12 protein-coding genes and 1 riboswitch are annotated in these 13,865 nt (G+C 65.2%); of the genes, 6 read left to right on the forward strand and 6 right to left on the reverse strand.

The features are described from left to right. The first annotated feature begins 124 nt into the window (after positions 1-124). From metK to ACYQ6T_RS04220, 6 genes are all read left to right on the forward strand, one after another. Entirely contained in the window at positions 125-1,291 is a 1,167-nt protein-coding gene (gene metK / locus ACYQ6T_RS04195; RefSeq protein ID WP_459828045.1) for a methionine adenosyltransferase, read from the forward strand. 57 nt (positions 1,292-1,348) lie between these two features. Then, positions 1,349-2,446 (forward strand): calcium/sodium antiporter, encoded by a 1,098-nt coding sequence (locus tag ACYQ6T_RS04200; protein WP_459828048.1) that lies wholly within the window; start codon positions 1,349-1,351, stop codon positions 2,444-2,446. Between the two features lie 17 nt (positions 2,447-2,463). Beyond that, positions 2,464-2,534, forward strand: a riboswitch (S-adenosyl-L-homocysteine riboswitch). Positions 2,535-2,601: 67 nt separating this feature from the next. Continuing rightward, positions 2,602-4,035: an adenosylhomocysteinase gene (ahcY, locus tag ACYQ6T_RS04205; protein ID WP_459828051.1), complete on the forward strand. Its 1,434-nt coding sequence runs from the start codon at positions 2,602-2,604 to the stop codon at positions 4,033-4,035. Between the two features lie 21 nt (positions 4,036-4,056). After that, positions 4,057-5,019, forward strand: coding sequence for a TlyA family RNA methyltransferase (locus ACYQ6T_RS04210; protein WP_459828142.1), 963 nt, complete (start codon positions 4,057-4,059; stop codon positions 5,017-5,019). Positions 5,020-5,029: 10 nt separating this feature from the next. Beyond that, positions 5,030-5,842, forward strand: coding sequence for a methylenetetrahydrofolate reductase (locus tag ACYQ6T_RS04215; protein ID WP_459828054.1), 813 nt, complete (start codon positions 5,030-5,032; stop codon positions 5,840-5,842). Positions 5,843-5,881: 39 nt separating this feature from the next. Further along, positions 5,882-7,006 carry a C40 family peptidase gene (locus ACYQ6T_RS04220; protein ID WP_459828057.1) on the forward strand — a complete coding sequence of 375 codons (1,125 nt, stop codon included), beginning with the start codon at positions 5,882-5,884 and terminating at the stop codon, positions 7,004-7,006. Between the two features lie 9 nt (positions 7,007-7,015). On the opposite strand, the gene ACYQ6T_RS04225 is transcribed toward ACYQ6T_RS04220, so the two are convergent. The 6 genes from ACYQ6T_RS04225 to ACYQ6T_RS04250 all read right to left on the reverse strand — a co-directional run bounded on the left by ACYQ6T_RS04225 (position 7,016) and on the right by ACYQ6T_RS04250 (position 13,825). Beyond that, entirely contained in the window at positions 7,016-8,191 is a 1,176-nt protein-coding gene (locus ACYQ6T_RS04225; RefSeq protein ID WP_459828060.1) for an acyl-CoA dehydrogenase, read from the reverse strand. Between the two features lie 15 nt (positions 8,192-8,206). Next, a complete protein-coding gene (locus ACYQ6T_RS04230; protein ID WP_459828144.1) occupies positions 8,207-8,692 on the reverse strand; it encodes a DUF1850 domain-containing protein in 486 nt (161 codons plus the stop codon). Between the two features lie 40 nt (positions 8,693-8,732). Then, complete coding sequence (locus tag ACYQ6T_RS04235) at positions 8,733-10,718, reverse strand: TRAP transporter permease (RefSeq protein ID WP_459828147.1); 1,986 nt, start codon at positions 10,716-10,718, stop codon at positions 8,733-8,735. 147 nt (positions 10,719-10,865) lie between these two features. Continuing rightward, positions 10,866-11,825 (reverse strand): TAXI family TRAP transporter solute-binding subunit, encoded by a 960-nt coding sequence (locus tag ACYQ6T_RS04240; RefSeq protein ID WP_459828063.1) that lies wholly within the window; start codon positions 11,823-11,825, stop codon positions 10,866-10,868. A 39-nt stretch (positions 11,826-11,864) separates the two neighbouring features. Then, positions 11,865-13,115 (reverse strand): CaiB/BaiF CoA transferase family protein, encoded by a 1,251-nt coding sequence (locus tag ACYQ6T_RS04245; RefSeq protein WP_459828066.1) that lies wholly within the window; start codon positions 13,113-13,115, stop codon positions 11,865-11,867. Then, a complete protein-coding gene (locus tag ACYQ6T_RS04250) occupies positions 13,112-13,825 on the reverse strand; it encodes a uracil-DNA glycosylase family protein (RefSeq protein WP_459828149.1) in 714 nt (237 codons plus the stop codon). Before ACYQ6T_RS04250 ends, ACYQ6T_RS04245 begins: the two co-directional genes overlap by 4 nt. Positions 13,826-13,865 lie beyond the last annotated feature (40 nt).

The raw sequence follows: 13,865 nt of genomic DNA on the forward strand, positions 1-13,865 counted from the left end.
CGCCGAGTTAATCCGACAACTTGCGGGGCGGAAGCGAAATACCGCTAAAGCGTCGGCAGCTCTGCCCCGATCCCCTCAGAGCCGCCTACGCAAGGGTAGGCGAGGGGATCGCTGGGAGAAAACCATGGGCAGAAGCTATCTCTTCACCTCGGAGTCGGTCTCCGAAGGCCACCCCGACAAGGTCGCCGACCAGATCTCCGACGGCGTGCTCGACGCCGTGCTCACCGACGACCCCACGGGGCGTGTCGCATGTGAGACCCTCGTCTCCACGGGCCTCGTTGTCATTTCGGGTGAAATCACCACGAGCGCCCACATCAACTACCGCGAGATCGCGCAGGAAGTGGTGAAGCGCATCGGCTACGACGACTCCGACATCGGCTTCGACTACAAGTCGTGCGCAGTGTTGGTCGCGATCAACCGCCAGTCCCCCGACATCGCCCAAGGGGTCGACCACGCCCACGACGATCCGCTCGATCAAGGGGCCGGCGACCAGGGGTTGATGTTCGGCTTTGCCTGCAACGAAACGCCGACCCTCATGCCCCTTCCCATCTACTACGCCCACCGCATCATGGAGCGGCAAGCTCAGGTGCGCAAAGACGGTCGTCTCCCCTGGTTGCGCCCGGACGCCAAAGCGCAGCTTACCGTCCGCTACGAAGATGGGAGACCGGTTGCGATCGACACCGTGGTGGTCTCGACCCAACACCACCCCGATGTCACTTACGACCAACTCAAAGAGGCGGTGATCGAAGAGATCGTCAAACCGGTGCTGCCGCCCGAGCTCCTCGAGGGGTCGGTGCGCTACCTCATCAACCCGACCGGCCGCTTCGTGATCGGCGGTCCCCATGGCGACTGCGGCCTCACCGGCCGGAAGATCATCGTCGATACCTACGGCGGCGCGGCGCACCACGGCGGGGGGGCATTCAGCGGCAAAGACCCGTCGAAGGTCGACCGCTCCGCCGCCTACGCTGGGCGCTACGTCGCGAAAAACATCGTCGCGGCAGGGCTTGCCGAGCGGTGCGAGGTCCAGGTCGCCTACGCGATCGGCGTCGCCCGACCGGTGAGCGTGATGGTGAACACTTTCGGGACGGGTAAAATCCCCGACGAGCGGATCGAAGCGCTCGTTGCCCGCCACTTCGACCTGCGACCGCGCGCGATCATCGAGGCGCTGAACCTTCGCCGCCCGATCTACTCGAAGACGGCAGCCTACGGCCACTTCGGTCGCGAAGAGCCCGAATTCACCTGGGAGATGACCGATAAAGCCGAAGCGCTGCGCGCAGACGCCGGACTCTAGGATGGAAGCCAGCGCTCTGACGAGGGGTGCCACCTACCGCACACACAGGGGCCTTTCATGACGCTACCCGCCTGGGGATTACTCGTCGCTGGACTGGCGGTGCTGACCGTGGGCGCCGACGCGCTCGTGCGCGGCGCTGCAAAGCTCGCCGTCCGCTTTGGCATCTCACCGCTCGTTGTGGGGCTGACCATCGTCGCCTACGGCACGAGCGCGCCCGAATTGGCGGTCTCAGTCGGCGCGGCGTTTCGCGGCAGTGGGGAACTGGCGATCGGCAACATCGTCGGGTCCAATATCGCGAACATTCTGATCGCGCTCGGCCTCTCCGCCCTCATCGCCCCCGTTGCCGTGCACCTTCAGGTGATCCGCCAGGAGCTTCCGGTTCTGCTCGGGACGTCGATCCTCTTTGCGGTGGTGGCGTTCGACGGCCGCCTCTCGCTCTTTGACGGGGCGCTCCTCTTTGCCCTCATCGTCGGTTATACGCTTTTTCTCCTCCGCCAGTCGCGCACCGCAGGGCGGGAAGCGGAAGAGGAGTTCGCCGCCGAGATTCCGCAAAGCCATTGGGACGACCCCCTACCGGTGCAGCTCGGGCTCATCGTTGCCGGGCTCGCGCTCCTCGTCTGGGGCTCCGACCTCGCGGTGAGCGGCGCGGTCGCGATCGCCCAAGCGCTCGGGGTGAGCGAGCTCGTCGTCGGCCTCACCGTCGTCGCGGTGGGAACGTCGCTCCCCGAGATCGCCACCTCGCTCATGGCCGTTTGGAAAGGGGAACGGGATATGGCGGTCGGCAACGTCATCGGCTCGAACGTCTTCAACATCCTTGCCGTGGGAGGGGCGTCGGCGCTCGCTGCGGCGCCCCACGGCGGGGTTACCGTCCCGCCTTCGGTGCTCACCACCGACCTCTGGGTGATGCTCGGCGCAACCATCTTGCTCCTCCCGATCGTCCTCGCCGGCTACTCGGTCAACCGCCAAGAGGGGGCGCTGCTTGTGGCACTCTACGCGGCCTACCTCGGTTACCTGGTGCTCGATGCGCTCGACCACCCGATGCTCCCCCTCTTTCGCGACTGGACCCTCGGCTTCGTCCTGCCGCTCTTGATCGCCGGGGTGCTCTTCCGCTACCTCGTTCACGTCGCGCGCGACCCTCGACCCCCCGCATCCTAGCTTGTGGTATCATTTTAGGTACCGAGGAGCGCTGCAAGCAGTCCCGTCTGCCCAGGCTCGGTGTCATCGAAAACGGCGCTCACCAAACCCAACCCGCCGGGTTGGGGGACTGGTGAGCCCCCGCCCGGCCACCGTTCAACGTGAAGGAGGTTCGAATGAACGCTGTGGCTGACCGTTATCCCCTGCTTGCCCAACCCTTTGCCGAGTGCGCGATCGCCGACCCGACGCTCGCGGAATGGGGGCGACGCGAAATCGCGATCGCTGAAACCGAAATGCCGGCGCTCATGGCGATCCGCCGCGAGTATGCCGGCCAAAAACCCCTTGCGGGCGCCCGCATCGCCGGTAGTCTCCACATGACGATCCAGACCGCGGTGTTGATCGAAACGCTCATCGAACTCGGCGCCGAAGTGCGGTGGGCCAGCTGCAACATTTTCTCGACGCAGGATCACGCCGCCGCGGCGATCGCTGCGCGCGGCATCCCCGTCTTCGCCAAAAAGGGGGAGTCGCTTGACGAGTATTGGGACTACACCCACCGCATCTTCGAGTGGGGGGAGGGGCGCTTTGCCAACATGATCCTCGACGATGGCGGCGACGCGACGCTGCTGCTGCACCTCGGGGTGAAAGCGGAGCGTGACCCGTCGGTGCTCGACAACCCCACGAGCGACGAAGAGCGAGCCCTCTTTGCCCGCATGAAAGAGCAGCTCGCGCGCGACCCCGCGTGGTATTCGCGCCGCATTCGCGAAATCCGGGGAGTGACCGAAGAGACGACGACGGGGGTCCATCGCCTCTACCAGATGCACGAACGGGGGGAGCTGCAGTTCCCCGCGATCAACGTCAATGACTCGGTCACCAAATCGAAGTTCGACAACCTCTATGGCTGCCGCGAGTCGCTCGTCGACGGCATCAAACGGGCCACCGACGTGATGATCGCCGGCAAGATCGCCGTCGTCTGTGGCTACGGCGACGTCGGCAAAGGGTCGGCGCAGGCGTTGCGCGCCCTCTGCGCCCAGGTGTGGGTCACCGAAATCGACCCGATCTGCGCCCTGCAAGCGGCGATGGAGGGGTACCGGGTCGTCACGATGGACTACGCCTGCGACAAAGCGGACATCTTCGTCACCGCCACCGGCAACTACCATGTGATCACCCACGACCACATGGTGCGGATGAAAGATCAAGCGATCGTCTGCAACATCGGCCACTTCGACAACGAGATCGACGTCGCGAGCCTGCGCCAATACCGCTGGGAGCGGATCAAGCCGCAGGTCGACCATGTGATCTTCCCCGACGGCAAACGGATCATCCTCCTTGCCGAAGGGCGGCTCGTGAACCTCGGCTGTGCCACCGGTCACCCGAGTTACGTGATGAGTTCGTCGTTCGCGAACCAGACGCTCGCGCAAATCGAGCTCTTCAACCACCCCGAACGCTATCCGGTCGGGGTCTATCGTCTCCCGAAGATCCTCGACGAGAAGGTCGCGCGGCTGCAGCTCACCCGGTTCGACGCCCAGCTCACCGCCCTCACCCCCGAACAGGCGGCCTACATCGGCGTCCCGGTCGAAGGGCCCTACAAACCGGAGCACTACCGCTATTGACGGGGAGTGCACCGCGTGGCGATGGACCACTTCCACGCCCGGGCGAAGCGGTGGCGACCTGCGCCCGTGCGCGCAACCGCAGAACCCCGCCGTCCGCCAGAGCACCAGCCGCTCCCCCGGGCGGCGGTCGAAGCAGCGGCGCTATCGGAGGAGCGGCTCGATAGCCGGCTCGTCGCGCTCGGGCTCGCCCCGTCGCGCACCGCCGCGCAGCGCCTGATCGCTGCGGGGGTGGTGACCGTCGACGGCGCGCCCTGCTACAAACCGGCGCAGCGGGTTGCTGCGACGGCGCAGGTCGCGCTCACGGCACACGATACCCTACGCTATGTCTCGCGCGCTGGCGAAAAGCTTGCTGCGGCGCTCGACGCGCTTGGCTGGAGGGTAGACGGCTTGACCGTGCTGGATGTTGGCCAATCGACCGGCGGATTCACCGACCTCCTCGTGCAGCGGGGGGCGCAGCGGGTGGTGGGGGTTGAAGTTGGGCACGATCAGTTGGCCGCAGCGCTCCGCGCACAGGCGCTCATCGTCCGCGCTCCGGCGCGCCCCTCGCCCGACGCGGTTGCCCGCGCGCGAATCGTCACCTTCGAGGGGATCAACGCCCGGTCGCTCACGCGCGAGCAACTCGGCGACGCCTACCCCGAAAGTGGGTTTGACCTCATCGTCGGCGACCTTTCGTTCATTTCGGTGCGGCAGGTCTGGCCAGCGGTGTTGCCGTTGGCCGCGGCAACCGGACGACTCATCTGGCTCATCAAGCCACAATTCGAACTCGGCGCTGCGGCGCTGGGGAAGAACGGCGTCGTCCGCGAGATCGCGCGCCATGAGGCGGCGCTACGCCACGCAATCGAAACGACCCTCGCCGAGCTCGGGTGGGCAAGCGTTCTCTGGCTGCCCAGCCCCCTCCGCGGCGCAGGCGTCGGCAACCAACCGGGGAATCAGGAGTTTCTCGTTGCTGCGGTTCGCCAAGCCACCGCGCCAACCCCAACGTAAGGATGATGTGATGGAATACTCGGTCGAATTTTTCCCCCCACAAACGCCCGAGGGGATGGCCAAGCTCCTTGCTGAAGCGGAAAAGCTGCGCGAAAGCGGCCTCTTTCGCTACGCCTCAGTCACCTACGGCGCGGGCGGAAGCACGCGGGAACGGACCTTTGCGTCGGTTGCAGCGCTGCAGGCTGCCGGTTGGGACGTCGCCCCCCACCTTTCGGGAATCGGCGCGGATGAAGCGAGCATCGTCGATATCCTCGACCGCTACCGCGCCGCCGGCATCCAGCGGCTGGTGCTGTTACGGGGCGACCTTCCCTCGGGCGTCGTTGATCCGGGCCCCTTTCGCTACGCGCGCGACCTCGTCGCGTTCGTCCGCGCCCGCTACGGCAACAGCTTCGCGATTGCGGTGGCCGCTTATCCCGAATACCACCCGCAAGCGCAGAGTGCCGAGGCCGATCTCGAGGCGTTCGCCGCCAAAATGGCTGCGGGCGCCGACTGCGCAATCACCCAATTTTTCTACAACCCCGACGCCTACGCCCACTTTCGCGACGAAGTGGTACGCCGCGGCGTCACCCAACCGATCATTCCGGGGATTATGCCGATCACCCAATTCATGCGCCTCGCGCGCTTTGCCGACAGTTGCGGCGCGGAGATCCCGCGCTGGATCCGGCGCAAAATGGAGGGATTCGGCGACGACACCTCGAGCATCCGGGCCTTTGGCCTTGAGGTGGTTGCGCGCCTCCTCGAACGGTTGCGCGCACTCGGCGCCCCAGGTTTTCACTTCTACACGATGAATCAGGCCGACCCCACGCTCGCCCTCTTGTCCTAACCCATTGCCAAAACGAACGTTTTCCGGCATCATACGGGGATGGCCCGTTTTTTCCCGCTCCCCCCGCTTCTTCTTGTGGCCCTTCTCCTCTCCGGCTGTGTCACGACGGGGGGAGAAAACCTCTTCTCACTTTGGGGCAAGGGCACCCCAAGCGCGGTAGCGAGTGGCGGTGCAACCTCCCCAGAAGAGGAGGAAGAAGAGGAGGGGGAAGAACCGCTCGACGCCTGGTTGCAGGCACTCACCTACCGCTCGCCCGATTACGGCCTCCAGCCCCCCGAACGTAAGCGCACACTCAGTGAAGCGCTCAAAACGGCTTTCGAACTCCAAGGTACTCCGTACCGTTTTGGCGGCAAGAGCGAAGAGGGGCTCGACTGCAGCGGGCTGGTCTGGCTCTCCTTTGCCAGTGCCGGCATCAAATTGCCCCGCTCGTCGCAAGAGCAGTTCTTCGCGACGGAACGCATCGGCCGCAACGACCTGCGCCCCGGCGATCTGGTCTTCTTCAAAACCGGGCGGACAAAAAAGCGAGCCGTTGATCATGTCGGCATCTACATCGGCAACAACCAGTTTCTCCACGCCCCACGGCGCGGGAAACCGGTGAGCGTTGCCTCGCTGGACGAACAGTACTGGACACAACGTTATGTCGGCGCGGGCCGTGTCCCCGCTGAGGGGGGCGATCGCGCCACTCTGGCGCTCGCGCAGCTAACGCCCGATTCTCGCCCACAACCGACGCTCTCCCATACCGCCACCACTGCCGAGAACAAAATAGCAGCCAAAGCAGCTGCGCCAACGGGGAGTGGCGCACGCTCCAGCGCGAGCGCGAGCCGTCACGAAGCGAAGCGGGTCGCCCAAAACCAGAAGAACCCCCCTCCCACGAAAGTGGCGTCGCACAACGCACCGCAAACGGCAAAATCGACCCAGCAAAAAAGCGAGCGTGCAACCAGTCGGCAGGATCGCGCCCCGAGGCAGGTCGCCGCCCAGCAACCGACAAGGGTCAAACCACCCTCATCGGCTCAAGCGGCTCAATCACCCTCACCTGCGAAGAGCACTGCGCAACCCGCGAACCGTTCCCGTTCCCCGACCCCGTCCGCATCGGTAACGGCGTCAGGGAAAGCGCCGGCGAAAAAAGAGGGCGCCAAACGGGACAACGCCGTCGCCTCCCGCTAACGCGAACGGCTAGAACGCGGCGATCCCGGTCTGTGCACGCCCCAGAATGAGCGCGTGGATGTCGTGGGTCCCTTCGTAGGTGTTCACCACCTCGAGGTTCACCACATGCCGAATCACCCCGAACTCATCCGAAATCCCGTTGCCGCCGAGCATATCGCGCGCATCGCGGGCAATCGCCAACGCTTTGCCACACGAGTTGCGTTTGAGGATCGACGTCGCCTCTGGGGCAGCGATCCCCTCATCCTTCATCCGTCCGAGGCGCAGACACGCCTGTAACCCGATCGCGATCTCGGTCTGCATATCGGCGAGCTTCTTCTGGATGAGCTGGTTCGCCGCAAGGGGCTTACCGAACTGTTTGCGATCGAGCACGTACTGCCGCGCGGTGTGCCAGCAAAACTCCGCCGCCCCCAACGCCCCCCACGCGATGCCGTAGCGCGCCGAGTCGAGGCAGGTAAAGGGACCTTTCAGCCCGCGAATTTCGGGAAAGAGATTCTCTTCCGGCACGAAGACCTCATCCATCACGATCTCGCCAGTGATCGAGGTGCGCAGCCCCACCTTGCCGTGGATCGCCGGTGCCGAGAGCCCTTTCATCCCCTTCTCCAGCACGAAGCCGCGAATCTTCCCCTCGTCGTCTTTCGCCCAAACCACAAAAACGTCGGCAATCGGGCTATTGGTGATCCACATCTTCCGCCCGGAGAGACGAAAGCCGCCCGGAACGGCGCGCGCCCGGCTCTCCATGCTCCCCGGGTCGGAACCGTGGTTGGGTTCGGTGAGGCCGAAACAGCCGATCCACTCGCCACTTGCAAGCTTCGGCAGGTACTTCTGCCGCTGCGCCTCGGTACCAAAGAGGTAGATCGGCAACATCACGAGCGAACTCTGAACGCTCAACATCGACCGGAACCCCGAATCGACCCGCTCGACTTCGCGCGCGATCAACCCGTAGCTGACGTAATTCATTCCGGCGCAGCCATACTCGGGGGGAAGCGTACAACCGAGGAGCCCCAGCTCCCCCATTTCGCGAAAGATCGCCGGATCGCTCTTCTCGTGGCGAAACGCCTCAAGGACGCGGGGAAAGAGCCGTTCGCGCGCGTAACGTGCCGCGGTATCGCGCGCCGCCCGCTCCTCGTCGGTGAGCTGCAGCTCCAAAAGAAAGGGGTCATCCCAACGAAACGGTGTTTGGTTCATCACGTCACTCCCTGGTTACTCACTGGATCCTGAAATCTCACACGGCTTCACCACCATCTGCCAAGAAACACTGCTCTCACCACCCGCGTCGCTGCCCCTTAAGCGGAGGTTGGGCGGCTCGAGCGGCCGGCAGCGGTCGCTCTCGTCGCACCATTCGTACGGAGCGACAAAGGGCGAGTGGGTGAGCGTCACCGCCGCAAAGAGCCGATCAGGATGATAAACCCACCCCTCCCCGTCGCGCACGGCGTCAGGAGGCGGCTCCATCCCCGCGCCGGCTCCCCACACCCGAGCCGTCACGAGACGCACCCCTCGGGGCTCTGCGCGGTACGTCTCTTCCCACAGCAGCTTCTCGATCGAGTGGCGCCAGCGCAATCTCCCCGCACGGCCCAACACTTGGACCACGGGCCAGTGGGCATCTTCGTCCGTGGGCTGCTGAAGCGGCGCCCCGCCGCGCTCCATCGGCGACCACAGGAGACAGAGGGTCGCAGCTGCCGTGATCATCGTCGCCACGAAGCCCCTCGCCTCTCTGGTTTCCCGCTCGTCACGCTGCCTTCGCCGAACGCGCAACCCACGCAAAGAGCACGGCAGCAGCAAGTACCCCAAGCAGGTCAGTCATCCCCGAAGGAGTCGCAACGAGCACGGCAGCGACCACCGCAACCAACCGCTGCGGCCAAGTGAGCGGTGCTGCGCCCCCCCAGCCGACCACCGCCATCCCCCAACAACCGATCGAGAGGAGCGCTCGCCCCACTGCCCATGCCACACCCCACCACGTTGCTTCTCCTTGAAGCATCAGTGCCGGGTCGTAGACGGCCAGATAGGGGACGGTAAACCCGGCGATCCCGAGCTGAAACGCCTTGAGGCTGGTGGGAAGTGGCGGCGACTTCGCGACGCTCGAGGCTGCGAACGCCGCCAACGCGACGGGCGGGGTGAGGTCGGCCATCAGACCAAAATAGAAGACGTACATGTGGCTGACAATGAGCGGCACCCCGAGGTCCAGAAGCGCAGGGGCGGCGATCGCGCTCACGATGATGTAGTTGGGTATCGTCGGAATCCCCATCCCCAACACCAAGCAGATCACCATCGTCAAGAGGAGCGCGAGCAACAGATGGTGTTCGCCGACGGTCAAAATGGCACTCGCCAGCGACGTCGCTGCGCCCGTGAGGGTCAAGACGCCGATGATCACCCCGACGATCGCACACGCCACCCCCACCGGGAGCGCCTGCATCGCCCCGACGATAAGGCTCTCCCTGACCAAGAGAAGGGTGTGGCGCCCCTCACGGCGCCACAGCAGCAGAAGAGCGAGGAGCGCGAGCAGCAGCAGAATGGGCACCACCCCCCAGCGGACCACCAGCGCGCCAATGAGCCCCACCGCAATCCAAAAGGTGTAGCGAAAGAGACGCCGGGAAAGCAGCGCCGCAACCGCTGTTCCCAGCACCAGCACCGCGGTGAGTGCCAGCCCCGCCATCCCCGCGTACATCGGGGTATACCCCGCAAAAAGGAGCCAGACCAAGCCGACGAGCGGCAACACCAGATACCACCGCGCTTTCAGCGCCTGCCACGCACTGGGGCACTCCTCTGGCGCAAGGCCACGCAGCCCCTGCCGTTTCGCTTCGAGGTGGACCATCCAGAAGACCGCGGCGAAGTAGAGGAGCGCCGGGATCACCGCCGCGCGCACGATCTCCGCGTAGGGGACGCCGATATTCTCCGCCATGATGAAGGCGACCGCCCCCATCACCGGCGGCATGATCTGCCCCCCCATCGACGCGGTCGCCTCGACCGCGCCGGCAAAGACCGGCGAAAACCCGCCCCGCTTCATCAGCGGGATCGTAAACTGCCCCGTCGTCAGGACATTCGCCACAGCCGAGCCGCTGATCGTCCCCATCAGCGCCGAGGAGAGGACCGAGACCTTCGCCGCACCGCCCGCAGCGCGCCCGACCAGCCCCAACGCGACATCGTTGAAGAGCTGGACCATCCCCGCGCGCTCGAGAAAGGCGCCAAAGAGGATGAAGAGAAAGATGTAGGTCGCCGAAACGAAGATCGGAATACCGAAAATCCCTTCCGCACCGAAACTGAGCTGCTCGACCACCTGCTGCCACGAATAACCGCGGTGCGCCAAAGCCCCTGGCGCCCACTGCCCGAAGAGGGCGTAGAGGAGAAAGAGGAGACAGAGGAGCGGCAACGGCCACCCCAGAATGCGCCGCGCCGCCTCAAAGCAAAGAAGAAGTAACGCCACCCCGACAACGAGGTCAGAAGCAGTTGGATCCCCAGCGCGGGCGATCAGGTCGTGCTCGAAAAAGCCGTAGTAAGCGGCAAGCAGTGCGACAACGCCGGCAAGCAAGAGCCCGAGATACCCACCGCCCAACTGGGGGAACCGTTCGTCGCCACTGCGCCGCACCGCTGGGTAGAGCAGAAAGGTGAGCACGAGGAGAAAGGCAACGTGCCACTCCCGAATCAGCTGCGACGACCACGGGTGGAAGGTGGCCACGGTCAGCTGAAAGAGCGAGAAGGCGAGCGCAACAAAGCCCACCAACCCCCGCCACGCGCGCGCGAGGGCTGCAAGGCGCGCAAGCGCCTCCGACTCCTCGGCGTGGGCAAAAGTCTGCGGGGCCGAAGGGGCATCGTCACCCCCTTCGCCTGGCAACGATGAACGGCTCACTGGACGCCTCCTGCAGGATTACGCCAAGACACCCCGTTCGCGGTAAAACCGCTCCGCTCCCGGATGGAGCGGAGCAGGAGGATTTTTCGCGGCATTTTCGAGGCGGATCGCCTTCGCAGCGCTGTGCGCGGCGACAAGCGCGTCGAGATGGTCGAACATCGCCTTCGTGATCGCATAGACCGTCGCCTCGGGAACCCCCGCATGGGTGGCGAGAAAATTGCCGATCGCAACGGTGGGCACCGCCTCCCCCTGCCCCTCGTAAGTCCCCGCGGGAACGGTCGCCGCTTGGAAAACCGGGTCACCGATCCGCTGGATGACCGACTCAGGCACGGGAACGATCACAATCGGCAACGCAGTGGCCAAGTCGCGCACCGCCGCCACCCCGAGACCGGCGGAGATCAACGTCGCGTCGAGCTGCCGGTTCTTCATCAGCTCGACCGACTCGCCGAACGAGACATACTCCACCTTCGCGAGGTCGCTGTAGGAGAGGCCGGCAGCGCGAAAGATCGCGCGCGCGTTGAGTTCGGTGCCGCTTTTCGGTGCCCCTACCGCCACCCGCTTCCCTTTGAGGTCGGCCAGTGAGCGAATCCCCGAATCGCGGGCAGCGACGATCTGAATATAGTTGGGATAGATCGCTGCGAGCGTGCGCAACGTTTTGAGCGGCTGCGGGAAGCCCGCCTCTTCGACGCCGTTCCACGCGTGCGAAAAGGTATCCCCGAGCGTGAAGGCGACCTCCCCGCGGCCCTTCGCCAGCAGATTGAGATTTTCAGACGACGCTTTGGTCGCCTGCACATTGACCTTTGCGTCGGGCAACGCCTGGCCAGCGAGCTGAGCCAGCGCAACCCCCAACGGATAATAGACCCCACTCGTCCCACCGGTGAGGATCGTCACAAAGGTCTGCCCCTGCGCATGGGCGAATCGGGCAAAGGGGAGCAGAGTCGAGGCCACCGAAAGGGTGAGAAATTGACGCCGTTTCATCGCTGTCTCCTTATGGTGTGGTTAGAAAAATAGGATAACTCAAATCACCCCTTTTTCCCGCAACGCGCCGATCTCCTCGCAAGAGTAGCCGACCGCCGTCAACACCGCGTTGGTATCGGCACCCAGCAGCGGCGGGGCGTTTCGATAGGTCACCGGTGTTCTCGAAAAGCGAATCGGGTTCGCGACCTGTGGCACGCTCCCAGCGAGCGGGTGGGGAAGAGAGCGATGCATCTCGCGCGCGATCACCTGCGGATCGGCAAAGACTGCCGCAAGATCGTTGATCGGACCACACGGCACCCCCACCTCCTCCAGCGCTGCAACCCAGTGAGCCGTCGGGCGGCGGCGTGTCTCCGCGGCAATGAGCGGAATCAACAGATCGCGATACGCGACCCGCGCGGCGTTCGTCGCGAAGCGCGGGTCATCCGCCCACTCGGGGTGGTCGAGTACGGCAGCAAGGCGCGCAAACTGTGCATCGTTGCCGACGGCGATGATGAGGTAACCGTCGGCAGAGGGGAAATCTTGATAGGGGACGATGTTGGGGTGGGCGTTGCCCATCCGCTGGGGCACCTGCCCGGAAACCAGATAGTTGAGCGCCTGGTTCGCCAGCGACGCCACTTGCACGTCCAGCAGCGCGAGATCGATCGCTTGCCCACGGCCGCTGCGCGCCCGCTCCGCCAGCGCGGCGAGAATCGCCACCGTGGCGTAGAGCCCAGTGAGGATGTCGGTGAGCGCCACCCCCACTTTGATCGGCCCGCCTCCCGGTTCGTCGTCGGGGCGACCGGTGATGCTCATCAACCCCCCCATCCCCTGGATCAGGAAATCGTAACCCGCGCGGTGGGCGTAGGGCCCGGTTTGACCGAAACCGGTGATCGAGCAATAGACCAACCGGGGATTGATCGCCGCAAGCGAAGCGTAGTCGAGACGGTAGGGCTTCAACCCGCCGACTTTGAAGTTCTCCACCACGATGTCAGCCTTTTCGGCGAGGCGGTGGAGCACCTCCTGCCCCTCGGCCCGGGTAAAATCGACCGTCACCGAGCGTTTATTCCGGTTGGCGCTGAGAAAGTAGGCCGACTCCCGCGTCGCATTCCCGTCGCGGTCGCGGAGCCACGGAGGACCCCACTGGCGGGTATCGTCGCCACTCCCTGGGCGTTCAATTTTGATCACCTCAGCGCCCAGGTCGGCAAGGAGCTGCGTCGCCCACGGGCCCGCGAGGATCCGCGAAAGGTCAAGGACAACGAGGCCACTGAGCGGCCCGCTCGCGACCCCCTCAGCAGCTTCTTGCTCACTCATCGCCACACCCCTGCCTCCTGTAACTGCGCCACCGCCTGCGCCGCCCAGCCGCGGTTCGCTGCGGGGCTTGCGGGGCTGGGGTGGAGAATTGTGGTCACCCGCGGTGCGTCGCCCATTTCGGCAAGCGCCACCCGCGCCCGCTCCGCCGCCCACTGCCCAACCCCCACGACCCACTGCGGAGCGAGGAGCGCGACCACGGCGCGCAGATAGTGGTCGCACGCGGCAAGGAGTGGCGCACGTACCGCCTGGGGGAGCTTATCGGGGGTGACGTTGCGCCCGTCGGCAAGGAACGCCAGGGGGCAGTAGTTGACGACGAAATGGTCGGCGAAGAAAGCATCCGCCGTCCCAAAACGTTCGGCAAAGAGTCCCCAGAGGCGAGCCCCCGAGACTTCGCGCCTTGGGCAGGCAAACCCGAGGACCGGTTTGCGGGGATCCTCCGCGGGTGGCCGATCGACCTCGGCGACGATCTGGAGCCAATCCCGCACGCTCGGGACGTCGCCAAACGGAATCCCCGTCTGCACCATGCCAAAGGGGCCCGGGTTCATCCCCACGAAGAGGACGCGCTTCTGCCCCACCCCGTAGCGGCGGAGATACACTTCGTGCGCCCGCCACGCGTAGGTGAGCGGTGCATAGACGTGGGTAATCGCCGGGGCAAACGGGGCAACGCCCGAAGTGCACGACCACGGTGCAGTGCGCTCGCGCAACCGCACCGTCGCGGCGACGAGCGGCAGGTCCTCTACGCTTTCCCCC

Source organism: Hydrogenophilus islandicus, assembly GCF_054657095.1.